Here is a 24,677-nt window from a genome sequence, read left to right on the forward strand (position 1 = left end):
GCAATGACATCAGTTTTTAAAGGACGCAGTTTTTTAGCAGAGAAAGATTTCACAAAAGAAGAACTGCAATATTTAATTGATTTTTCCCAGCACTTAAAAGGGATGAAAGCCAACAATCAACCACATCGCTACTTAGAAGGAAAAAATATTGCACTTTTGTTTGAAAAGAATTCGACACGGACGCGAGCAGCCTTTACGGTTGCAGCGGTGGATTTGGGGGCGCATCCGGAATTTTTAGGGGCCAATGATATTCAGTTGGGGTCTAAAGAATCCGTTGAAGATACCGCCAAAGTATTCGGCCGCATGTTTGACGGGATCGAGTTTCGCGGCTTTAGCCAACAGGTCGTCGAAGATCTGGGCAACTATTCAGGCGTGCCTGTTTGGAATGGCTTAACGGATGACTGGCATCCAACACAAATGATCGCTGACTTTTTAACCATTCAAGAAAACTTCGGTGAACTGACTGGCTTGACCATCGCATACTGTGGGGATGGGCGCAACAATGTCGCCAATTCTTTGTTAGTGACGAGTGCGATTTTAGGGGTCAATATTCATGTCGTCACCCCAAAGGCCTTGCAGCCAGAAGCAAACATTATCGAACAAGCACAAGCCTATGCTCAGCACTCTGGCGCAAAGATCCTGGTGACGGATGACGTGGATCAAGGTGTTTTAGGCGCTGATGTCGTGTATACCGATGTTTGGGTTTCAATGGGCGAAGAAGAAAAATTTCAAGAGCGGATCGAACAGTTGCTGCCTTATCAAGTAAACCAATCGCTGATGGAAAAAACGCAAAATGACCAAGTGATTTTTATGCACTGTTTACCGGCTTTTCATGATGACCAAACTATTTATGGCAAAAAAGCAGCGCAGGCGTATGGGATTTCTGAGATGGAAGTCACTGACGAGGTCTTTCGTAGCAAGTATGCTCGTCAATTTGATCAAGCCGAAAATCGTTTGCACTCAATCAAAGCGATCATGGCAGTGACTGCCGGGGATCTATTTATTCCTAAAGTATAAAAATAAAATTTTTGAAAAATGCCAGAATCTCGCTAGCCAAACAAACATTTCTTTGCTATACTTTCTGGGAAGTAAATAGCCTTGATTTGATGAAACAAGAGAAGTAGCGATTCGAGTATCAGTTAGCGAGTTCGGGGTGGTGGAAGCCGAATTGATCAGATTGTGAAACGCACTTGTGAGAATTTGCTAAGCAAACGGAATTCTGCCGTTATCAGAAAAAAGTGGGTCCGAAAAGGACAATCAGAGTGGTACCGCGGGAAATCTCGTCTCTAGTGCAAGTTATGCGCTAGAGGCTTTTTTGTTTTTATCAATCATTTCTTGCATGAAAAACATACAACTGTTTGCTTGCTTCAAACAACGTTTCATCAAAAAATGGGTTCAGTCATTATAGGAGGGATACTATGAATAACAAAGAAATCGTCGCACAAGCGATCCATCAAGTAGTAAAAGAAGATCTATCGATCGAACAAGTTCAGCAATTACTGGAAAATCCAAAGTCAGCCGACCATGGGGATGTGGCATTCCCAGCCTTCTCGCTAGCAAAAGTCTATCGGAAAGCGCCGCAGCAAATTGCCGCAGACTTAGCAGAAAAAATCGATCAAGCGTCTTTTGAAAAAATTGAAGTGGTCGGTCCGTATTTAAATTTCTTTATGGATAAAAAAGCAATCTCTGCCCACGTCTTAGAGATGGTTCTCAAAGAAAAAAATCATTTTGGCGATCAAACCATCGGCAATCAGCAAGCAGTACCGATCGATATGTCTTCACCAAATATTGCCAAACCCATCTCAATGGGGCATTTGCGTTCCACTGTGATCGGTAACTCGATCGGCTTTATTTTAGAAAAAATCGGTTACCAGCCAATTCGCATCAACCATTTAGGCGACTGGGGCACACAATTTGGGAAATTGATCGTGGCCTATAAAAAATGGGGGTCAGAAGAAGCGGTCAAAGCGGAACCAATCAACGAACTGTTGCGTTTGTATGTTGATTTTCACGAAGCTGCCGAGACAGATAAACAATTAGAAGATGATGCGAGAGCTTGGTTCAAGAAACTAGAAGATGGTGACCAAGAAGCAATGGATTTGTGGCAATGGTTCCGTGATGAATCATTAAAAGAATTCAATAAAATCTATGATATGTTGGAAGTTTCCTTTGATTCATTGAATGGCGAAGCTTTCTACAATGATAAAATGACAGAAGTCGTGGAATTATTAGAGGAAAAACACTTGTTGAAAGAAGACCAAGGGGCAGAGATCGTTGATTTGGCTGCGTATGACTTAAATCCAGCCTTGATCCGCAAATCCGATGGTGCGACTCTTTACATCACACGGGACATGGCCGCAGCGCTGTACCGCAAACGGACCTACAATTTTGCCAAATCATTGTACGTGGTAGGAAATGAGCAAAGTTATCACTTCAAGCAATTAAAAGCTGTTTTGAAGGAAATGGGCTTTGAGTGGGCAGATGATATGACCCACGTACCATTTGGATTGATCACCAAAGATGGGAAAAAATTATCTACGAGAAAAGGGAAGATCGTTCTTTTAGAAGAAGTATTGAATGAAGCGATCGATTCAGCGAAAGAACAAATCACTGAAAAGAACCCAACGCTTGAAAACAAAGAAGAAGTTGCAAAACAAGTCGGTGTCGGGGCAGTCGTTTTCCACGACTTGAAAAATGACCGTTTGAATAATTTCGACTTTACGCTAGAAGAAGTTGTCCGTTTTGAAGGAGAGACCGGACCCTATGTGCAATATTCTCATGCCCGTGCCATGAGCATTCTTGAAAAAGCCGACTTTGATCCTGCTGCTGTCAGCAGTTTGTCATTGGCAGATACTGAGAGCTGGGAAGTCATCAAATTGATTCAGCGCTACCCAGAAACCGTGCTGCAAGCAGCAGAAAAATATGAACCATCCGTCATTGCTAAACATGCCATCAAATTGGCACAGGCCTTTAATAAGTATTACGCCAATGTGAAAATCTTGGCTGAAGATGCGGAAAAAGACGCACGTCTGGCTCTAGTTTATGCAGTAACGACCATATTAAAAGAAGATTTACGGTTGCTTGGTTTACATGCACCCGACAAAATGTAACAAAAAAAGCTGTGTCCTTGTTTCGACAAGGACACAGCTTTTTTGTAGTAAAAATACAGATAGGTCACATTTGTTCGGTGTCTTATAAGACCGCGTGGTTTCTGATAAATTGATAAAAAGTTTCAGCATCTTCGTCGCTGCGGGAAATCACCGCTACTGTATCAAAGCCCGCCAACGAGCAAACTTTTTCTGGCATAGTCACTTCATCGATCGCAGCCGAAAGCAAAGGCGCATTGTCCGCAACGGTATGGATCAACGTCATAAATTGCACACGATCTACTTTAGTGACAACGTCTTCGATCATCTGTATCAAAAGCTGCTCTTCTTCTTTTTCATCTTCTGACGATTGCATTCCTTGAAAAATGACAAACTTTGTCTGACCTGTTTCATCGGGCACTTTCACGATTTTCAAATCACGAATATCGCGAGAGATGGTCGCTTGCGTGGCGGAGACGCCTTGGGCTTCCAATTGCTGCAATAATTCTTCTTGCGTGCGTACAGTATGTTCAGTAATGATTTGTCTAATAAGTAAATGGCGATCAGCTTTTCGCATAGGTAAACTCCTTTAAGCATGATTGATTAAGTCAGCCTTATCATAGCAGATAAAGCCGAAAAAACCTAGATATAATAAGAAAAGAATTAGAACGTTAAAAAAAAGCTGGACCACGAATCGTAGTTTTTCATTTGAATCAGTTGCATTTCTTTTTTAGCTACTGTATACTGTTTAAGGCGTGAGTTTTTCACGTCAATCCCACATCTTGTTCCATCTGCGAAGCGGTGCTGATCGATTCAGTTCTTCAAGGAGTAAAAGAGCAAGAGAGGAAAACAAAAAAACCAAATTGGAGGAAACACAACATGGCAGTAATCTCAATGAAACAATTACTAGAAGCCGGCGTACACTTTGGTCACCAAACTCGTCGCTGGAACCCAAAAATGAAGAAATATATCTTCACAGAAAGAAACGGCATCTACATCATTGATTTGCAAAAAACAGTGAAATTAGTAGACGCAGCTTACGACTACATGAAAAATGTTGCTGAAGAAGGCGGCGTTGCATTGTTCGTAGGTACTAAAAAACAAGCACAAGAAGCAATCAAAGAAGAAGCAATCCGTTCAGGTCAATACTATGTTAACCATCGTTGGTTAGGTGGAACTTTGACAAACTGGGAAACAATCCAAAAACGTGTTGCTCGTTTGAAACAAATCAACAAAATGGAAGAAGATGGCACATTTGCTGTTCTTCCTAAAAAAGAAGTCGTTGGCTTGAACAAAGAGCGCGAACGTCTTGAAAAATTCTTGGGCGGTATCGCTGATATGCCAAGAATTCCAGATGTAATGTACGTTGTTGACCCACGTAAAGAACGTATCGCGATCCAAGAAGCACGCAAATTAAATATCCCGATCGTAGCTATGGTCGATACAAACTGTGATCCAGACGAAATCGATGTTGTTATCCCATCAAATGATGACGCTATTCGTGCCGTTAAATTGATCACTGCGAAAATGGCAGATGCTTTCATCGAAGGTAACCAAGGCGAAGACCAAGTAGCTGAAGAAGATTTTGCTGCTGAATCAACAGAAAACGCAACTTCAATCGAAGAAATCGTTGATGTTGTCGAAGGCGACAACGCATCAGCTGAATAATAAATGATGGAGCTGTTTCAAAGGCTAGGCGCCAAGCCTCACTCTCCTTTGAAACAGCTTTTTTTAAAGACAAGCAATCTTGTTTAAAAACATTTAGGAGGAAACAAAAAATGGCAGAAGTAACAGCTAAATTAGTAAAAGAATTACGCGATATGACTGGTGTAGGAATGATGGACGCAAAACGTGCATTAGTTGAAGTAGAAGGCGACATCGAAAAAGCCGTAGACTTATTACGTGAAAAAGGTATGGCAAAAGCTGCGAAGAAAAACGACCGTATTGCTGCTGAAGGTTTAGCATCTGTAGCGATCAACGGCAACACAGCAGCAATCGTTGAAGTGAACTCAGAAACTGACTTCGTTTCTAAAAACGAAATGTTCCAAGACTTAGTAAAAGAAATCGCTGAAGTAATCGCAGCAAACAAACCAGCTGATATGGATGCTGCTTTAAAATTAGAAACTTCTAAAGGCACAATGGATGCTGCGTTGATCGAAGCAACACAAGTAATCGGAGAAAAAATCAGCTTCCGTCGTTTTGAAGTTGTTGAAAAAGATGACAATGCTGCTTTCGGCGGTTACCTACACATGGGCGGACGTATTGCTGTATTGACTGTTCTTGAAGGAACAACTGACGAATCAGTTGCGAAAGATGTTGCAATGCACGTTGCAGCGATCAACCCTCGCTACGTGAACGAAGCACAAATCTCTCAAGAAGAATTGGATCATGAAAAACAAGTCTTGACAGAACAAGCATTGAACGAAGGCAAACCAGCGAACATCGTTGAAAAAATGGTTGAAGGACGCTTGAAGAAATTTAAAGCAGAAATCGCTTTGGTTGACCAACCATTCGTTAAAGACCCAGATATGACAGTTGAAAAATATGTTGCATCAAAAGGCGCAACTGTGAAATCTTTTGTCCGCTTTGAAGTCGGCGAAGGTATCGAGAAACGCGAAGACAACTTCGTTGAAGAAGTAATGAGCCAAGTGAAAAAATAATTCTGTTCCTCGAACAGATGGGAACGCATGGAAGTGCGCTCCCTTTTTTTAAGCAAAAACGGTTTTTGAAGAAATAGTGTAGATAATTTTCAACGAAAGAGCACCAATATGCTACAATAGTATTGGAGAATGTACGGAGGAATCATGATGGGCAAACCAAAATATCAACGTGTTGTATTAAAATTAAGTGGTGAAGCATTAGCGGGTGACGAAGGCTTTGGGATCAAACCACCGACGATCCAAGAGATCGTTAAAGAGATCAAGGAAGTCCACGAATTAGGCGTACAGATGGCGATCGTGGTCGGCGGCGGAAACATTTGGCGTGGACAAATCGGCGCGCAAATGGGGATGGAAAGAGCACAAGCTGATTACATGGGCATGTTAGCGACTGTGATGAATGCTTTAGCATTACAAGACACGCTAGAAAATGCTGGTGTACCAACGCGTGTCCAAACTTCGATCGAAATGCGTCAAATCGCAGAGCCTTATATTCGTCGCAGAGCAGAACGTCACTTAGAAAAAGGGCGGGTCGTCATTTTTGCAGGCGGAACCGGAAACCCTTATTTCTCAACTGATACGACCGCAGCCTTACGGGCAGCTGAAATCAACGCTGATGTCATTTTGATGGCGAAAAACAATGTTGATGGCGTCTACTCAGCAGATCCTAAAACGGACCAAAGTGCTGTGAAATTTGAAGAATTGACCCATTTAGAAGTCATTTCTAAAGGATTGCAAGTAATGGATTCAACCGCAAGTTCATTAAGTATGGACAACGATATTCCATTAATCGTATTCAACTTGAATGAGCATGGAAACATTCGCCGCGCCATTTTAGGTGAACATATTGGAACGACAGTAAGGGGGAAATAACATGGCTGACAAAATTTTAACAGAAGCAAAAGACAAAATGAAAAAAGCAGCAGAAAACTTGCAGCGGGAATTAGGACAAATCCGTGCTGGCCGCGCGAATGCGAGCATCTTAGACCGCGTAATGGTTACTTACTATGGTGTACCAACACCCTTGAACCAAATGGCTTCAATTACGATTCCAGAAGCAAGAATTTTGATGATCACACCTTTTGACAAAACAATGATCCAAGAAGTAGAAAAAGCTATCATGCAAAGTGATATTGGTATCACGCCTGCCAATGACGGAACAGTCATTCGTTTGGTGATTCCTCAATTAACGGAAGAACGTCGTAAAGAATTAGCCAAAGACGTGAAAAAAGAAGCTGAAAATGCGAAAATCGCGGTCCGTAACATTCGCCGTGATGCGATGGAAGCTTACAAGAAACAAGAAAAAGCTGGCGATATTACAGAAGATGATTTGCGTGAATCTGAAAAAGAAGTGCAAACTGCTACAGATAACAGCATCAAAGAAATAGATGCGATCGCAGCTGAAAAAGAGCAAGAGCTACTTGAGGTTTAAAAGGAATGACGAAGAGTCGCTTCAGCGGCTCTTTTTTTATGGTCGAAAGTGGCGTATGTACTTGAATATCACGACTGTTTTTTTGTTTTTTCTTAATATGGAAATCTTTTCTTGGTTTTCATAGGCAAGAAATCTGATTATTGTTATAATGTAAAAGATGAATTTCAAGAATTGGAAGAGGAGCGAATACGATGCTGCGTTTTTTTCCACAAAAAGACAAATATATCAAAGAAGCGGCTGAACATGAATTTGATCCATCACTGCCGATTCCCCAACACATCGCGATCATTATGGATGGCAATGGCAGATGGGCGCAAAACCGGCGCTTGCCAAGAGTAGCTGGTCACAAAGAAGGCATGGAGACGGTAAAAAAGATCACGAAACATGCTTCATACCTTGGTGTGAAAGTATTGACTCTTTATGCGTTTTCAACAGAGAATTGGAAACGGCCAAATGAAGAAGTGGACTTTTTGATGCAACTGCCCGTCGACTTTTTCGACACGTTTGTTCCTGAGCTGATCAAAGAAAATGTTCAAGTCAAAGTGATGGGGTTCACGGAATCTTTACCCGAACACACACAAGAAGCGGTCAAGCGAGCGATCGACCAAACCAAAGACAATACGGGAATGATCTTGAATTTTGCTTTGAATTATGGCAGCCGCGCAGAAATTTTGACAGCTGTCCAAGCGCTTTATGAAGAACTCTCGGCTTCCGGCGAAGCCCTACCAGAGCTCACGGAAGACATGCTGGGGACGCATTTGATGACTGGTTTTTTACCAAGCCCTTTGCGGGATCCTGAATTGGTGATTCGAACGAGTGGTGAGGAACGTGTCAGTAATTTCTTGTTATGGCAGATTGCATACAGCGAGTTATTCTTTACGAAGGCGCTCTGGCCTGATTTCGATGCTGCGTTATTAGAGGACGCGATTGGGAGCTTTCAACAACGAAACCGGCGTTTTGGCGGTTTGAAAACAGAGGAGGAAGAAGAGTGAGACAACGTGTAATCACTGCGGTCGTCGCATTAGCCTTTTTCCTGCCAATTATTTATGTTGGCGGTATTGCCGTCGAATTGCTGGCAGCAGCAATGGCAGGAATTGGTGTTTATGAATTATTTCGGATGAAAGGACTAGCTATTTTCAGTTTTGAAGGAATTCTTTCAATCCTCGGAGCGGTGATCTTAGTTTTGCCTCAAGAACGCTGGTTTTTCTTTTTGCCAGAGGGGACAGATAAAAGTGCCTTGTACTATCTGATCGTTCTTTTGTTACTAGGGATCGCGGTTATTTCGAAAAATACGTATACCATCGATGAAGCTGGGTTTCCGGTGATCGTTAGCTTATATACCGGTGTCGGGTTTGAACGTTTCTTGACGGCACGGTCAGCAACGGATGGATTAGTTGTTTTAGTTTTCGGGCTGTTTATCGTGTGGGCAACGGATATTGGGGCTTACATGGTGGGACGGCGTTACGGCCAACGAAAATTATGGCCGGAGATTTCTCCTAATAAAACCATCGAAGGGGCCCTAGGCGGGATTGCTGCTGCGGTGGTCGTAGCTGGTTTGTATCTATTAGCATTTCCTGGGAAAGATTATTTTGGACACGGTAGTGCCATCATGATTTTATTGACGGTCCTCTTTTCGATCGCTGGGCAATTTGGTGATTTAGTGGAATCCGCGATCAAACGTCACTATGGCGTGAAGGATTCAGGGAATATCCTGCCAGGTCACGGAGGAATCTTAGATCGCTTCGACAGCATGTTGTTTGTGTTTCCAATCATGTATTTATTCGGTGTCTTTTAGAAAATTTTTAAGAAGTGCAGGCTTGGCTTGCGCTTCTTTTTTTAAATTCTTGTTACAACGGGAATGTGAGTTCCTCAACGGGAACCGGTGTGATAAAATAAGGAAAGGCTGCCCTGAATGAGAGGGATGCTGTGAAAGAGAGGAACGAGCATGAAAACGATACTTGTATTTATCATTATCTTTTCCGTGGTGGTAGTGATTCACGAATTTGGACACTACTTCTTTGCAAAACGGGCAGGTATTTTAGTAAGAGAGTTTGCCATCGGTATGGGGCCTAAATTGTTCGCGCATCAAGCGAAAGATGGGACGACCTACACGATTCGGATGCTGCCATTAGGCGGGTATGTCCAAATGGCAGGCTGGGGCGAAGATGAGACTGAATTAACGCCTGGCATGCCAGTCTCCTTGGTTCAAGATGCAACTGGCAGAGTCATCAAAATCAATACAAGCAAAAAGATCCAATTGCCGCAAGCGATCCCCATGGAAGTGACCGACTTTGACTTGGAGGAGAAGTTGACGATCACTGGCTTCATCAACGGCAATGAACAAGAAGCGGTTACGTACGCTGTGGATCATGACGCAACGATCATTCATGAAGATGGCGTTGAAGTTCGGATCGCACCAAAAGACGTTCAATTCCAGTCTGCAAAGCTGTGGCAACGAATGCTGACGAATTTTGCAGGACCGATGAATAACTTTATTTTATCCTTGGTTTTATTCACTGGGTTGGTGTTTGCGCAAGGTGGTGTCGCGAATCAAGATGCAACCGTCGTGACAGGAATCGAAGCAGGAACCCCGGCTGCTGAAGCCGGGCTGCAAAATGGCGACGAAATCCTAGCAGTTGAAGGCGTCGATGTTTCCAACTGGTCAGAATTGACGACAGAGATCCAAAAGTACCCAGCTACTCAGATTACTCTAGAAGTCAAACGAGGAGCGGAAACACTTGATTTGACAGCAACTCCTGCGAGTCAAGAATCAGGGGAGACCACGATCGGTTTCTTAGGGATCACGGCTTCGTTAAAAACTGGGATCGGAGACATCTTACTGGGTGGCTTACAAACGACCATTGACAATTCGCTGGTTATTTTTAGAGCAGTCGGCAACTTGATCGCCCAACCAGATATCAATAAATTGGGCGGACCGGTAGCGATTTTCCAACTGTCTTCTCAAGCCGCATCGCAAGGTGTCACAACGGTGATCGCCATGATGGCGATGATTTCCATCAATTTGGGGATCTTTAATTTATTGCCGATTCCTGGATTAGATGGTGGGAAACTGGTTTTAAATATTTTAGAAGGTGTGCGAGGCAAGCCAATCAGTCAAGAAAAAGAAGGCATCATTACCCTGATTGGGTTTGGGTTTTTGATGCTGCTGATGGTTCTCGTTACCTGGAATGATATCCAACGTTTCTTCTTTTAAAAATAAGACGCACAAGCAAATCAATTGTTGATCGGGTGAACATGATTTTTTGTAGCAAAGGAGAAAAAAATGAAACAGTCAAAATGTTTGATTCCGACATTGAGGGAAACCCCCAGCGATGCGGAGACGTTAAGTCATCAACTGTTAGTTAGGGCAGGGTATATTCGACAAGTGGCGGCAGGCATCTATGTCTACTTGCCATTAGCTCAAAGGGTGTTAGAAAAGATCAAACGGGTCATTCGTGAGGAGCTGGCAGAAATCGATGCTGTGGAGATGGCGATGCCTTCTTTGCTTCCGTATGAACCATGGAAGGAGTCTGGACGGGCCTCATTGTATGGTGAGTCTTTGTATCGGTTGACGGATCGAAACGAACGAGAGATCGTTTTAGGGCCCACTCACGAAGAGCCGTTCACGACATTGATCAAAAACGAGATCACGTCTTATAAGCGGCTGCCTTTGAGCTTATATCAGATCCAAACGAAATATCGGGACGAACAGCGGCCGCGTTTTGGATTGATTCGCAGCCGTGAATTTATCATGCAAGATGGCTATTCTTTTCACGCCGATGAAGCCAGCTTAGATCAAACCTATAATCGCTACGAAATGGCTTACCATGCCATATTGAAACGCTGTGGGATCGAGTATCGGGCAGTGGTCGGGGATAATGGCTTGATGGGTGGCCGAGATTCAAAAGAGTTTTTGGCATTGTCTGGAATCGGCGAAGAGCTGATCTGTTATTCGACTGAAAGCGACTATGTCGCCAATTGGAAACTAGCAACTAGTCAGTATATCGCTAAAAAATCTCATGAGACCTACTTAGAGTTACAAAAAGTCGTTCATAAAGAATCATTATCGTTAGAGGAACTGGCGAAAACACACGATACGGATTTGCAAAAAATCGTTCAAGTATTTTTGCTGCTCGTTGACGAGCAAGTCATTATGGTATTGCTTCGAGGTGATCACAGTCTCAATGAAACAAAAATCAAGCATTTTTTAGCGGCTGATCAAGTGAAGGTCCTGACTGCTGAAGAAGCCGAGTCCTATCTGACCAGTGACACACAACTTCGCAGCCCCATTGAGCTTGCTGATTCGATCCAATTGTATGCGGATCAGCATGTCCAAGATATGGCGAATCTGATCGTCCCAGCGGCAGAAAAACAGAGCTATTTTCTCAATGCAAATGTAGGCCGTGATTTTCAACCACTAGCCTTTGCCGATTTTCGCTTGGTTCAAGAAGGCGATCCTTCCCCAGATGGAAAAGGAACCTTAACCTTTACGCGAGGAATCGAAGTTGGGCATATCTTCAAGTTAGGAACCAAGTACAGCGAGGCCCAAGAAGCGACGGTTGTCGATGAAAATGGCGATGAACAACCAATCATCATGGGCTGTTATGGTCTGGGCGTTTCTCGGCTGCTTTCAACAATCGTCGAACAATACGGCAATGAGTTTGGGATCGATTGGCCCCAAGAAATTGCCCCATTTGATGTGCATATCATCCAAACGTCGATTGAAGATAGCTATCAAAATGCCTTAAGTGAAGAAGTAGAAGAAATGATGAACCAAGTCGGCTATCAAGTATTGGTGGATGACCGCAATGAACGTGCAGGGGTCAAATTTGCAGATGCCGATTTGATTGGTTGTCCGATTCGCTTGACCATCGGTAAAAAAGCCGTAGAAGGCATCGTGGAGATCAAAATCAAGCATACTGGTGCGACCGTTGAAGTGAGAAAAGAAGAAGTCGCTTCGACCTTGACGATTTTGTTAGCCAATCAGGAATAAACAGGAACGAACAAGAATGAATAACAGATCGAGAGAGGAAATCCTTTCTCGATTTTTTAATGAAAGTGAAGACAAAAAGAGGTATACTAGTGAGTACTGAGAAAAGGAGGATCTTCAATTGTCAAAAGAAAGAGAGACCTTTGAGATATTATTAGACCAAATTGCAGCTGCCCCAAATCTTCGGCAGCATCCGTTGATGCAGACTGCCCAAATCAGACAAGTAACCGTGCATCGACAATCAAAAGCGTGGACGTTTTATTTCCAATTTGAACGTTTATTACCGGTGATGGTGTATCAATCCTTTAAACAACACATTGAACTAGCGTTTAAAGAGATCGCGGAAGTTCGCATTGTCATTGAAGCTCAAGATGGTTCCTTCGATGAGCAGTTCATTCAAGAATACTGGCCATTAGCGTTAGCCAATCAAAATTGTGATCGGCCGTTAGTTCATCAAGTGATTAAAAATCAAATGCCTATGATTCAAGAGAACAAAGTGATTTTACCCGTCAACAATGATGCGGTCATCACGATTTTGCAGCAACAGTACTTACCGATCATTGAGGAAAATTATGGGACTTTCGGGTTTCAAAAATTTCGGATCTTGCCGCAGCTAGACAAAGAACAGGCTGAGGCAGCCTTGAAAGAACTTGAAGCTCGAAAAGAAGAACAAACGGCAGCCTTCCAATTGCAAGCCGCTGAGAACTTAATGGCCCATGAGCAACGCAAAAAAGAAGTCAAAACAGTCGAATTTGACGGACCAATTGCCTTGGGACGTAATATTCCTGCCGATGAACCTGTGACACCGATGATCAATATCATTGAGGAAGAACGCAGAGTTACGATCCAAGGGTATGTCTTTGATAAAGAAGTTCGAGAATTGCGTTCAAAACGGAAGATTTTGATTTTGAAAATCACCGACTATACGTCGTCGTTTAGTGTGAAAAAATTCTCCAATAATGAAAAAGATGAACAAGTCTTTGATGCCATTGCTAAAGGTAGTTGGGTCAAAGTGCGTGGTAGTGTTCAAGAAGATACTTTTATGCGAGATCTCGTTATGAATGCGCAAGATTTGCTGGAAGTCAAACACGAGGCCCGCAAAGATTATGCACCTGAAGGCGAAAAACGGGTCGAACTTCACCTGCATTCCAATATGAGTACGATGGATGCAACCAACAATGTGGCAGACTTTGTCGCTCAAGCTGGCAAGTGGGGCCATAAGGCGATTGCGATCACCGATCATGGCGGCGCCCAAGGGTTTCCTGATGCCCATCACGCCGGAGAAAAAGCCGGGGTAAAAATTCTTTACGGTGTGGAAGCCAATATCGTGGATGACGGGGTAGCGGTTGCCTATAATCCGAAGCCTGTCCCACTGACTGATGCCACTTATATCGTGTTTGACGTGGAGACCACCGGATTGTCTGCAGTGTACGACACCATCATTGAATTGGCCGCTGTGCGGATGCATAAAGGCAACGTGGAAGGCTCCTTTGATGAATTCATCGATCCTGGCCATCCTTTATCACGAACGACCGTAGAATTGACGGGGATCACCGATGAAATGGTCAGGGGGTCAAAATCGGAAGAAGAAGTCTTACGTTTGTTCCGTGAGTTTTCTGAAGGAGCCATTCTAGTTGCCCACAATGCGTCATTTGATATGGGCTTCTTAAATACAAGTTATCGAAAATACGGTATTCCAGAAGCAGAAAATCCCGTCATTGATACATTGGAACTCGCTCGTTATTTGTATCCAGAGTTTAAGCGATTCGGTTTAGGTGTCCTTTCCAAAAAATTCGGCGTTAGTTTGGAGCAACATCACCGAGCGATCTACGATGCCGAGGCAACCGGTCATTTAGCGTGGATCTTTGTCAAAGAAGCGATGGAAAAACATGACATGCTGCTGCACGAAGATTTGAACCGACACGTGGGGGGCGAGAACTCCTACAAAGCAGCTCGACCCTTCCATGCCACGATCTTAGCCCGAACACAGGCAGGATTGAAGAATTTATTCAAGCTGATCTCGATGTCGAATGTGAAGTACTTCCATGATAAAGTCCCGCGGATCCCGCGCTCAGAATTGGTGAAATTGCGGGAAGGATTGTTAGTCGGAACCGCCTGTGATAAAGGAGAAGTCTTTGTCGCAATGATGCAAAAAGGGGTCGATGCAGCGCGGGAACTTGCCAAGTTTTATGACTACATCGAAGTCATGCCCAAAGCGGTTTATGCCCATCTTTTGGAAACGGAACTCGTGAAAAGTGAAAAAGACCTAGAAGACATCATTCGGAATCTGGTAAAAATGGGGGAAGAGTTAGGGAAAATCGTTGTGGCTACTGGGAATGCCCATTACCTAAACGAAGAAGACGCCATTTATCGCAAGGTCTTGATCAATTCAATGGGAGGCGCCAATCCGTTGAATCGTCATAGCCTACCAGACGTGCACTTCCGTACTACGGATGAGATGCTGACCGCTTTTCAATTTTTAGGTCCAGAAGCGGCGAAAGAAATCGTGGTGACGAACCCGAATAAAATCGCCGATCTTTGTGAAAAAGTCATTCCGGTAAAAGATGATCTGTATACACCAAAGATTCCCGGATCAGAACAAGAGATCACCGACTTAAGTTACAACCGTGCCAAAGAGTTATACGGCGATCCATTACCAGAGATCGTGGAAAAACGTTTGAAAAAAGAGCTTGATTCGATCATTGGGAACGGCTTTTCCGTGATCTATTTGATCTCACAAAAACTCGTTCATAAAAGCAATGAAGACGGCTATCTAGTAGGGTCACGGGGATCAGTCGGTTCTAGTTTCGTGGCAACCATGACTGGGATCACTGAGGTCAATCCATTAGCTCCTCATTATTATTGTCCCGATTGCCAGTATTCGGAGTTTTACGAAGACGGTTCGTATGGTTCTGGTTATGATATGCCAGAGAAAAAATGTCCAAAATGCGGCACCCGTCTGAACAAAGATGGCCACGATATACCCTTTGAAACGTTCCTTGGTTTTCACGGTGATAAAGTACCCGATATCGATTTGAACTTCTCAGGGGAATATCAGCCAGAGGCCCATAACTATACGAAAGTGCTCTTCGGCGAAGAATATGTCTATCGTGCCGGAACGATCGGTACAGTAGCCGATAAAACAGCCTTCGGTTTCGTAAAAGGCTTTGAGCGCGATCATAATCTTCATTATCGAGCAGCCGAGGTCGATCGCCTGGCAAAAGGTGCCACAGGCGTCAAACGGACGACTGGTCAGCATCCGGGGGGAATCATCGTTATTCCAGACTATATGGATGTCTATGATTTCACGCCGATTCAATACCCAGCAGATGATCAAAATTCAGAATGGAAAACGACCCACTTTGATTTCCATTCCATTCATGACAATATTTTAAAACTGGATATCCTGGGACACGATGACCCAACGGTGATTCGGATGCTGCAGGATTTATCAGGAATCGATCCTAAAACGATCCCCACGGATGATCCGGAAGTGATGCGTATTTTTGGTGGTACGGACGTGCTAGGTGTGACTGAAGAGCAGATCTACTCAAAAACAGGTACATTAGGCATCCCAGAATTTGGGACCCGATTTGTGCGGGGGATGTTGGATCAAACCCATCCATCGACGTTTGCAGAGCTCTTGCAGATCTCTGGTCTTTCCCATGGTACCGATGTATGGTTGGGCAATGCCGAAGAACTGATTCGTCGCGGAGATGCCAGTCTAGCAGAAGTAATCGGCTGTCGGGATGATATCATGGTGTACTTGATCCATGCTGGCTTAGATGACGGGATGGCCTTTAAAATCATGGAGACGGTTCGTAAAGGGCAATGGAACAAGATACCTGACGACTTGCGGGACACTTACTTGCAAGCGATGCGGGAGAACAATGTCCCTGAATGGTATATCGATTCTTGTTCGAAGATCAAGTATATGTTCCCGAAAGCCCATGCGGCGGCGTATGTTTTGATGGCGTTGCGGGTGGCTTACTTTAAAGTGTACTTCCCAATTCTCTATTACTGTGCTTATTTCTCTGTCCGGGCGGATGATTTTGATTTGATTGCCATGTCAAAAGGAAAAGAAGCCGTAAAAGAACGGATGCAAGAAATCACTGACAAAGGATTGGATGCGTCAACGAAAGAAAAGAATCTGTTAACCGTTCTGGAGTTAGCCAATGAAATGTTAGAGCGCGGTTATGAATTTGGGATGATCGATCTGTATAAATCGGATGCGGAAAACTTCGTGATCGACGGAAAAAAATTGATCGCACCATTTCGAGCAGTGCCGAGTTTGGGACTAAACGTAGCGAAACAAATCGTGGAAGCACGGAAAAATGGTCCTTTCTTATCGAAAGAAGATCTCGCCAATCGCGGGAAAGTTTCTAAGACTTTGATTGAATACATGACGGATAACGGTGTTCTAAAAGATTTACCTGATGAAAATCAGTTGTCGTTGTTTGATATGTTGTAAACCACCGGCTGTTCACTTAAGATAAAAAATAAGCACATCATCATAATGGCTAGTATAGCTAGTTTCTGCATGATGTGCTTTTTTGTCTTGTTTGTGAAATCGATCTAAGCAGCCACAATCTGACGAAAATCAGAAAGATCGTGGTCTATTGTGGGAAATCATAGGGGCCAGCCTTAGTAGCGAATCAATCGAACCTTTACCATACAAAGAGGAGAAAAATACTCGTTACCGAAAGAAGCGAATGCCTTTGGTAACGAGTATTTTTCGACAAAGTTCGTTAAATAGCTAAAAAAAGAAAAAAAGCAAAACAGGCAAATACACCATGTACAGTAAGACGGAATAGCCTAAACATGAAGTTGCAAACTCTTCATCCCCTTGGTAGTTTCGTACAAGGATCGGGACAGAGTTTTGGACGGGCATAGAGGCTTGAATAATAAACACAGAAAGCATCAATTCAGGAACAGGGATGATTCTGCTTAACAGCCACACAACGAGGGGCGAAAGAACGAAACGACCAAACAAGACACCGACAATGTCTTTCGTCATTCGCAAATTTTTGAGTCCCCCAAAGTAGACGATGATTCCGATAATAAACATTGATAAGGGTGTCGTCAAATCTGCTAGATAGCTTCCAAGGCCATCAACAAATGAGGGCAGCGGTAAGGTGAATAGCATCCAGATCAAACCGATGATGAAACCAATCAAGGCTGGTGAAAAAATCTTTTTTAGCATGACCAATGGATGAAAGGAAATCCGGGCTTCACCAAAATCAGGATTGTCTTTTGCTAACTCAAAAATACCGATGGTCCAAAATAATGTCGTATTTACAATATAGTACAACAACACATAAGGAACGGCTTTTTCACCAAAAATAGCTAAATTGATCGGTAAGCCGATGAAGATCGTATTGGAAAAGGTAAACATGGCGGAAAATGCGCCTTGGTGTTTGGCTTCAATTTGCGCGAAACGTCGCCATAAATAACCAGCGAAGTAAGTGATCATCATGGAAAGTAATGGGATGATCATCCCCGAAACCAATGAAAGAAATTCATCTTTCGTAAAATTTTTAATAATCGTTAAAAACATATTGGCTGGTAATGAGACATTTAATACCAATTTTGAAAACGTATCGGCGGTTCGATTAGAAAACCATTGTTTGTAAGACAACCAATAACCGATAAACATGAGACTGAAAATGACAAAAATATTGATATATGCTTGAAACATGTGCTCACCTCTCATTTACTATAGCGAAAGGCAGAAGAAGAAGCAACTGATTCCCATTTGAAAACAACAAAAAACCAAACCACTCATTGAGCGATTTGGTCAAGAATTACTAACGTTGCTGCTTGCCTGCGTTACGACCTTTTCCACTAGGCTTTGTCGTGTTCAACGCTTTTTTGACAGCTTCTGTTTTTTCAGGAGTTACATCTTTGCGAGGCGTAACCACCGTTTTTGGCGGATTGGCTTTCATTTCTGCTTCGACTTGGGCACGAATTTTTGGTTTCATGATGACATTCGTGATAAATGTTTGGATACAACTGAAGACCCCACCGACTACCCAATAAAGTGTCACACCAGCTGGTGCACTCATTGACATGAAAACGATCATCAATGGAGAAACGATCAACATGGTTTTCATCGTTTTTTTCTGTTCTTCCGGAACCCCAATGGTTGAGATGTATCCTTGTGCCAGGTAGGAAATACCAGCAATCGCCACAAAGAGGATGCTTGGGTCACCTAATGATACGCCAAAGAACTCAGAGTTTTGGATTCCTTGTGTGTAACGGGCGGTGAAGTAGAGGGCAGAGAAGATCGGCATCTGAATCAGTAAAGGCAAACAACCGATACCGCCAAACATACTGACGTTGTTTTCAGAATAGATTTTTTGCATCTCCGCTTGCGCTTGCATTTGTTCTTCCCGAGTGGTTGCTTTCTTCAAATTGGCTTGCGCAATATCCACTTGAGGTTTCAGAAACTGCATTTTTTCACTTTGAATCATCGTTTTTCGAGACTGATGGATCCCTAATGGTAAGATAATGACGCGGACAACGATCGTTACGGCGATGATCGCCCAGCCGTAAGACCAGTTGAAGTTTTCAACGAGCATCGTGATCATATCACCTAAAGGTTTCACCAAAAAGCGATAAATCATTCCTGTTTCTTTCGGCGTACCATCAGCATTGGTACTGACACAGCCTGATAATGCTAATAACAGGCCAAATAATCCTGATGAAAGCAGCCATTTATTCATTTTAGACATTCTATTCTTCCTCTTCACAATAAATTTAGACAAAAATAACTATACTAAAAAAGACCGACTATTTCAATGTACAAAGAGAAATTCATTGAAAAATCAATCTTTCGACTTAGAAAACATTCAATTATCAATAATAGACTACGTCAAAGCTAGTACGTTCTTTAATGGTATCGTCTGGTTGGATGTCGATTTGGTTCACTTTTCCAGCGGGAGAAGGAGAATCTTTCACTCCGGCAACAAAGGCATCGATGATTTTTTCATCTCCCATCGCTTCAATCGAAACAGAACCATCTGCCTCATTTTTTACAGATCCTGTGACCCCTAATTGATCGGCAAGCATTTTCGTGGTATAACGAAAGCCGACACCTTGGACACGCCCTTGAACATGGATTCGTAGTTTCTTCATGGACAATCCCTCCTCTGCTTATAATGATAGCGTTTTTTCAGTAAAAGAACAAGTTAGATCGATTGACTCATGCTATAATAAATCGAGGTGACCACATGAAAGAAATTCAATCGAAAAAAAATACCTTTATCAAGGAAATCAAAAAACTAACACAAAAAAAACACCGTACACAGACCAATACGTATTTGATCGATGGCTGGCATTTAGTGCAAGAAGCGCTGCAGGCCAAAGTACCTATCAAAGCGTTGTTGGTGACACCGCGAGGGTTAAGCGAAGCCAACGGGCAGCTCGATGATTATCAGGAAGAAAGCTATTTGATCACAGAGGAGATCGCAGCGATGCTTTCTGATTTACCAACACCACAAGGAATTTTTGCCGTGGTGGAAAAGCAAGAGCAAAACTTACAGACACTGACGGGTAATTGGTTGATTTTAGATAATGTGCAAGATCCCGGGAACGTTGGTACCATGATTCGAACAGCGGATGCTGTTGGATTTAGCGGGGTGTTTCTCGGCGAAGGAACAGCAGATCTTTACAGCACAAAAGTCTTGCGCAGCATGCAAGGAAGCAACTATCATTTACCGATTTTAGAAGGAGCGATCCCGCCATTTCTAAAGCAGCTACGCTCAGCTGGCGTGACGATTTATGGCACCGAATTAAATAAAGAAGCCGTTCCTTATACCGAGCTTCCTAAAGAACAAACAGCTGCCTTCATTTTAGGTAACGAGGGACAAGGGGTTCACCCAGAACTGTTGGCTTTGACTGACAAAAATGTGTATATTCCCATCTATGGTCAGGCGGAATCATTGAACGTCGCCATTGCAGCCGGAATTTTGTTGTATTTTTCTGTCAGTTAGATTTTTAAGGAACTGTTAAACTATTTGAATCTATTGCACCTCACCTAGAATCTTCGATGAATAGGTGCTATACTTTGTCTTGTAACAATCAAGCAGATCAAAAAAAGGTGGCAGACAAAAATTTATGACAGAAAAATGGCAAGAAGATAGCGAATATATGTCTTACGTGGCTGACCTGTTAGAAACAGAAGCTGTAAAAAAATTAGCCAACTTTGTGCAGCATATGAACTCCACACGTTTGGAACATTCGATCAGCGTCTCTTATTATAGTTACAAATTGGCCAAGAAATGGGGCGGCGATGCTCGTGCAACAGCTCGTGCAGGACTCCTTCATGATTTATTCTACTATGACTGGCGTACCACAAAGTTTGATGAAGGTACCCATGCGTATATGCATCCACGAATTGCAGTAAAAAATGCTGAAAAAATCACTGAACTAAGTGATCTAGAAAAAGATATCATCTTGAAACATATGTGGGGAGCAACGATTGCGCCGCCACGTTATAAAGAAAGCTATATTGTCACAATGGTTGACAAATATTGTGCGATCAAAGAAGCATCAGAACCACTTACAGAAAGTATGAAAGAAAAATGGCAACAACGTTTCTGGAAGAAACATCGTACGATTCAATAAGAAAAAAGTTCTTCGAACCAGCCGGTTCAAAGAACTTTTTTTGTTTGCTTAGCCAAAAATAAGTTGGAGGATCGCTGCGCCTACATAAAGGATCAGTAAGGTGATCAATACCGTTAAGTGTCGTCTTTTGTGCATAAAAAGGATCGCTACGAATTCTCGTAAGAAGGCATTTGGTAAATAGTAAAAGGCGGTGGGTGCTCCGATACCATCCGCTTTAAGTTGTGCTTGATCTGCATAGAGACCGGCACGAAAAATATGGTAATTGTTGGAGGAAAAAATAACTTTGTAGCCATTTGGCTTTAAGGAATCCATGATTTCTTTCGAAAACTTCATGTTTTCATAAGTAGTCGTGGAATTTGTTTCTACTAAAATCTCTCCTTCGGGCACTCCTTGCGCAACTGCATATTCTTTCATCGCGACAGCTTCTGGCAGCTTTTCATCGCTTCCTTGGCCGCCTGACATCAGTAACCGAGGAGCGGTTTTTTTCGCTTTAAATTGCGCTTCGTAGAACGAGATTGCTTTATTGATACGCTTGGCCAATAAAGGGGAGACCGTGGTGCCATTCAAAAGACCTGCTCCTAAGACGATGATAAAATCTTGATTGTAACGAGGATGATTGAACTGATAAATGACTGAAATCGATAAAAAGTTCAAAAAGACCACAAATAGATACATCAGACTTAGGGGAACAACGCCGAATAAGGTTCGGATCCAATCCGGGAAAAAGTGCAAAAGGGTATCTGAAAATAATAAAACGGTCAAAACCACTGCTAAGATCAGGGTCAATAGATTGGCGATTGATCGCGACTCTCTTCGTAAAACAATAATGGAATTCCAGTAAAGAAAGACCACGAGAATGGCTAAGCCGAATAATAATACAGCAAAGAAGATCGCTAGCAAAACAGCCAATAGACCACCTACAAGAATATCTTGTGTTCGGTATAGATTAATGACTAGGTAGCCACCAAATGCTAAGACAAACAAATTAAAGAGCAAGCCATTTACGAGTCGGTGCTTGTTGCGCCGATAAGAAAATAAAAAAAGGCCGGCGAAGGCGACTGGTATTAGAATAAAGAAACTGCCTGTCCGTAATTCTGAGACGGCTAAATAAATCAGCAGGGCTAAAATCGTCCAACAGCACTCAAAAAAGAAAATATCTGGCTCATCTTTACTCTTGCGCCACTTTTGAACGACGATCACACCCGTCAAATAGCTGATGGCAAAAATCAGCAATTGCGTAAAATCCATGTTTTTCACTCCTTTAACGATACACCTAGTATACCGAAAAATGACAAAAATTGCTTGTTGCTAAGGTCAAAGTTGCTGAATTTCTTGCAATTCGCTAAAATGAAGAAAAGAAGGAGGAAGGAACATGCAATTAGGTGAAGTGATTCGCGTTGAACGGCCCGCTTTTTATGTGATCGGAAAAGAAGGCAAGGGATTAGCGGAAGAAGGAGCTTCTTGGGTACCAGCGCTATGGGAACTTGCAACAAAGGATTTTGAAGAGATCGAATTTCTAGTGAGCGATCAAAAGGCAGAAGAACTGGAATTTTGGGGCTTAATGAGTGATGGCACTAATTGGTTAGAGCCTTGGCAAGAAACCGGCCGTTATTTGGCAGGCGTTCAAGTCCATACAGAAAATTTTCCTCCCGTCGGTTGGGTCCGTTGGGAAATGCCCGCAATGACCTATCTCGTTGTAAAAACGGATGAAAAAAACTTGACCATGATGACTGAAAAAATGTTGATGGAAGTTTTACCAGAAAATAACGTCCACTTGTCAGCAGCGATCCAAGAAAGATATCTTCCTCATTTTAAAGAAGGGGAAGTTGAATTGTTTTTCCCTGTTGAGCCTTTGGCAGCAGCAACGGTGGAAACGGTAGAATAAAAAAAATCTGTCCGAGAAGCAATCTTTGCTCAGGACAGATTTTTTCTTTGGTTTGGATTAAAAAAGATTCTCGAAAAAGGTAGACACACCGCGCCAAGCACGAACAAAGATGTTGGCTTTTTCTACCGTTTGTGTTGTGACCAATCCTGCAGTTTCGTCATGATCAGAAGCATCAATATAACCAAGCGTATCAGCTGGAATCGAAGCACTTACAGTACCGACTTCTGTGCCCTCAGTCAATGGCGCTTGCAGGGCAGAATCACGATAATGCTCATTAAAGTCAATGGTTGTTTCAAAGGCTGTTGCATCCATATCTCCACGTACCCATAAGGTCAAACCTTGATTTAAGGCAACGGGAACACTCAATTCTTTCCCATCTTTGACTGCCACCGTCTGTGTATCTTCTAACTGTGCATTTTCTGGTAGAATTTCTACTTGTTCCCAAGCATCGAAGGAGTAGTCCATCAACCGACCTGTTTCGATAAAACGTACGCTTGGATTTTCCGCATGACCATTAACGTTTAGCACGACGGTGATAATTCGTTGACCATCCTTGACGGCGGTTCCGACAAAGCAGGCGCCTGCCATATCTGTCGTACCAGTCTTAAGACCGTCAACACCATCTTTAGTATTCGTAAAACCTGGAAGCATCCAGTTCCAATTGACCATCTCGACAGGCGAATAGGAACCTTCGCCAAATTGTTTGGTGGAAAGACTTGTTACTTCTAAAACGTCTGGAAAGTCTTGCAGCAAATGGCGAGCAATCAGGGCGACATCTTTTGCGGATAGTTCGTTTTCGTCAGTGGAAGTTGACCCGGGATAGATATTGTCCCCTAAATAAGTATTGTTCAAGCCAGAAGCATTAACGATCTTTGCATCGGTAATGCCCCATGATTGCACTTTTTCTTGCATTTGATCAACAAAGGCACTTTCAGACCCAGCAATCAGCTCCGCGAGCGCTACGATTGCAGCATTTGCAGATTGGATATAACTGGCATCATACAAATCTTTTACTGTATAGGTAACGTCTTGATGCAAAGGGACATTCGATAAGTTTGGCGACACGCTGAGATTCGCGGCATAATCTGAAATAGGGACAGGATCATCCCAAGCGATGGTTCCTTGCTCTACTTGCTCAGCTACAAGGTAGAGACTGATGATCTTGGTGATGGAGGCGATGCCCATGGCGGTCTCACCATCTTGATCATACAACACTTTGCCTGTGTCAAAATCAATGGAATAAGCGGCTTTTGCATCGACTGAAAAATCTTGGATCTCTTCGGCGCTCATAGCTGTATCATCAGCATACGAAACGACGGGTAAGCCGGCAGCAGCAAAGAGGATTGCCAAAGCAGCAACGATGGAATACCCGAACTTGGTTATTTTCTGCATATATGTAGTAGCTCCTTTAAAGTTGTATCTAAGCAAAAATTTTAACAAAGAGTATCCACCGTTGCAATACTCTAAGAGAAAACTTAGCATTTAATTGCGTAAGACCGATCCCTCAGTAGACAAACTGAGACGTTACGTGACTAAGGTTGTTTACTGTAAATAATAGCTAACAAAAAAACTTACCTTCCTATAAAATAGAAGGCAAGTTTTTGTGAATTGACATAGGGTCAAACTGATTCACTTAGCGACGATTGGAATGGATTCTCGGGTTTTGGTTTTGGACTCTGACGGGAACTTTCACCGCCTTCGTTTCTTGTTGCATAGCCAATTTTGCTAAAAAGAATGTCCCAGCTAACAATGCAGCTAAAGCAAAGATGGAAAAGAGTGAAATAAAGGTCGTTAACATAAAAATCCCTTCTTTCTATTTAAAATAAATGTGGAAGGTAGGAATCGAACCTACACCTTAATCTATGAACGATCAAACATCACTCAACGGAACACCTTGTTCAACCACTTGTTAAGTTAATGATAGCATTGATTGCCAAGAAATGCTGATAAAAAGCCTGAGAATTGACCGAAGAAAATGTGAAGAAAACATGAACTTGGC

General features: G+C 42.8%; 21 protein-coding genes and 1 other annotated feature. Of the genes, 14 read left to right on the forward strand and 7 right to left on the reverse strand.

From position 1 onward, the window contains the following. The first annotated feature begins 3 nt into the window (after window positions 1-3). The gene (argF, locus tag IGI92_RS05575) at window positions 4-1,017 is read left to right on the forward strand and encodes an ornithine carbamoyltransferase (protein ID WP_429967094.1); all 1,014 of its coding nucleotides are present in this window, start codon (window positions 4-6) and stop codon (window positions 1,015-1,017) included. Window positions 1,018-1,097: 80 nt separating this feature from the next. Continuing rightward, window positions 1,098-1,291 (forward strand) — a binding site (T-box leader). A 127-nt stretch (window positions 1,292-1,418) separates the two neighbouring features. Further along, on the forward strand, window positions 1,419-3,110 hold the full coding sequence (argS, locus tag IGI92_RS05580; RefSeq protein WP_430608253.1) for an arginine--tRNA ligase: 1,692 nt from the start codon (window positions 1,419-1,421) through the stop codon (window positions 3,108-3,110). An 82-nt stretch (window positions 3,111-3,192) separates the two neighbouring features. Here argS and IGI92_RS05585 read toward each other — a convergent pair whose 3' ends face one another. Next, the gene (locus IGI92_RS05585; protein ID WP_428209276.1) at window positions 3,193-3,663 is read right to left on the reverse strand and encodes an arginine repressor; all 471 of its coding nucleotides are present in this window, start codon (window positions 3,661-3,663) and stop codon (window positions 3,193-3,195) included. Window positions 3,664-3,965: 302 nt separating this feature from the next. Here IGI92_RS05585 and rpsB point away from each other — a divergent pair, with 302 nt between their 5' ends. From rpsB to IGI92_RS05630, 9 genes are all read left to right on the forward strand, one after another. Continuing rightward, entirely contained in the window at window positions 3,966-4,754 is a 789-nt protein-coding gene (gene rpsB, locus IGI92_RS05590) for a 30S ribosomal protein S2 (RefSeq protein ID WP_005229426.1), read from the forward strand. 110 nt (window positions 4,755-4,864) lie between these two features. After that, the gene (gene tsf / locus IGI92_RS05595; protein ID WP_005229432.1) at window positions 4,865-5,746 is read left to right on the forward strand and encodes a translation elongation factor Ts; all 882 of its coding nucleotides are present in this window, start codon (window positions 4,865-4,867) and stop codon (window positions 5,744-5,746) included. Between the two features lie 147 nt (window positions 5,747-5,893). After that, the gene (gene pyrH, locus IGI92_RS05600; protein ID WP_430608254.1) at window positions 5,894-6,616 is read left to right on the forward strand and encodes a UMP kinase; all 723 of its coding nucleotides are present in this window, start codon (window positions 5,894-5,896) and stop codon (window positions 6,614-6,616) included. A gap of 1 nt (window position 6,617) precedes the next feature. Continuing rightward, window positions 6,618-7,175, forward strand: coding sequence for a ribosome recycling factor (frr, locus tag IGI92_RS05605; RefSeq protein WP_005229434.1), 558 nt, complete (start codon window positions 6,618-6,620; stop codon window positions 7,173-7,175). Window positions 7,176-7,366: 191 nt separating this feature from the next. Beyond that, window positions 7,367-8,167, forward strand: a complete 801-nt coding sequence (locus IGI92_RS05610) for an isoprenyl transferase (protein WP_430608255.1) — start codon at window positions 7,367-7,369, stop codon at window positions 8,165-8,167. Next, complete coding sequence (locus IGI92_RS05615) at window positions 8,164-8,970, forward strand: phosphatidate cytidylyltransferase (RefSeq protein ID WP_005236992.1); 807 nt, start codon at window positions 8,164-8,166, stop codon at window positions 8,968-8,970. Before IGI92_RS05610 ends, IGI92_RS05615 begins: the two co-directional genes overlap by 4 nt. A gap of 150 nt (window positions 8,971-9,120) precedes the next feature. After that, on the forward strand, window positions 9,121-10,389 hold the full coding sequence (gene rseP, locus IGI92_RS05620; protein ID WP_194199421.1) for an RIP metalloprotease RseP: 1,269 nt from the start codon (window positions 9,121-9,123) through the stop codon (window positions 10,387-10,389). A 69-nt stretch (window positions 10,390-10,458) separates the two neighbouring features. Continuing rightward, window positions 10,459-12,168: a proline--tRNA ligase gene (locus IGI92_RS05625; RefSeq protein WP_008381112.1), complete on the forward strand. Its 1,710-nt coding sequence runs from the start codon at window positions 10,459-10,461 to the stop codon at window positions 12,166-12,168. A 118-nt stretch (window positions 12,169-12,286) separates the two neighbouring features. Continuing rightward, a complete protein-coding gene (locus tag IGI92_RS05630) occupies window positions 12,287-16,636 on the forward strand; it encodes a PolC-type DNA polymerase III (RefSeq protein WP_430608256.1) in 4,350 nt (1,449 codons plus the stop codon). Between the two features lie 285 nt (window positions 16,637-16,921). Here the strand turns inward: IGI92_RS05630 and IGI92_RS05635 are convergent, their stop codons facing one another. The 3 genes from IGI92_RS05635 to IGI92_RS05645 form a co-directional block, all read right to left on the reverse strand. Then, on the reverse strand, window positions 16,922-17,863 hold the full coding sequence (locus IGI92_RS05635) for an AEC family transporter (RefSeq protein WP_061053921.1): 942 nt from the start codon (window positions 17,861-17,863) through the stop codon (window positions 16,922-16,924). A gap of 109 nt (window positions 17,864-17,972) precedes the next feature. Next, complete coding sequence (gene yidC / locus IGI92_RS05640) at window positions 17,973-18,899, reverse strand: membrane protein insertase YidC (protein WP_430608257.1); 927 nt, start codon at window positions 18,897-18,899, stop codon at window positions 17,973-17,975. Window positions 18,900-19,023: 124 nt separating this feature from the next. Continuing rightward, on the reverse strand, window positions 19,024-19,302 hold the full coding sequence (locus tag IGI92_RS05645; protein ID WP_005236969.1) for an acylphosphatase: 279 nt from the start codon (window positions 19,300-19,302) through the stop codon (window positions 19,024-19,026). Between the two features lie 95 nt (window positions 19,303-19,397). On the opposite strand from IGI92_RS05645, the gene IGI92_RS05650 reads away from it, so the two are divergent. Further along, window positions 19,398-20,159, forward strand: a complete 762-nt coding sequence (locus tag IGI92_RS05650) for a TrmH family RNA methyltransferase (RefSeq protein WP_430608258.1) — start codon at window positions 19,398-19,400, stop codon at window positions 20,157-20,159. A gap of 124 nt (window positions 20,160-20,283) precedes the next feature. After that, a complete protein-coding gene (locus IGI92_RS05655; RefSeq protein WP_005236965.1) occupies window positions 20,284-20,793 on the forward strand; it encodes an HD domain-containing protein in 510 nt (169 codons plus the stop codon). A 48-nt stretch (window positions 20,794-20,841) separates the two neighbouring features. Here IGI92_RS05655 and IGI92_RS05660 read toward each other — a convergent pair whose 3' ends face one another. After that, a complete protein-coding gene (locus IGI92_RS05660) occupies window positions 20,842-22,041 on the reverse strand; it encodes a YdcF family protein (RefSeq protein ID WP_086332208.1) in 1,200 nt (399 codons plus the stop codon). A 124-nt stretch (window positions 22,042-22,165) separates the two neighbouring features. Here IGI92_RS05660 and IGI92_RS05665 point away from each other — a divergent pair, with 124 nt between their 5' ends. Then, complete coding sequence (locus IGI92_RS05665) at window positions 22,166-22,678, forward strand: GyrI-like domain-containing protein (protein WP_008381124.1); 513 nt, start codon at window positions 22,166-22,168, stop codon at window positions 22,676-22,678. A 57-nt stretch (window positions 22,679-22,735) separates the two neighbouring features. On the opposite strand, the gene IGI92_RS05670 is transcribed toward IGI92_RS05665, so the two are convergent. Both IGI92_RS05670 and IGI92_RS05675 read right to left on the reverse strand, forming a co-directional pair. Further along, a complete protein-coding gene (locus tag IGI92_RS05670; protein ID WP_016621251.1) occupies window positions 22,736-24,070 on the reverse strand; it encodes a serine hydrolase in 1,335 nt (444 codons plus the stop codon). Window positions 24,071-24,311: 241 nt separating this feature from the next. Beyond that, entirely contained in the window at window positions 24,312-24,476 is a 165-nt protein-coding gene (locus IGI92_RS05675) for a hypothetical protein (protein ID WP_008381128.1), read from the reverse strand. Between the last annotated feature and the right edge of the window lie 201 nt (window positions 24,477-24,677).

It is taken from the genome of Enterococcus sp. DIV2379 (assembly GCF_050542965.1).
Lineage (GTDB): Bacteria > Bacillota > Bacilli > Lactobacillales > Enterococcaceae > Enterococcus_D > Enterococcus_D entomosocium.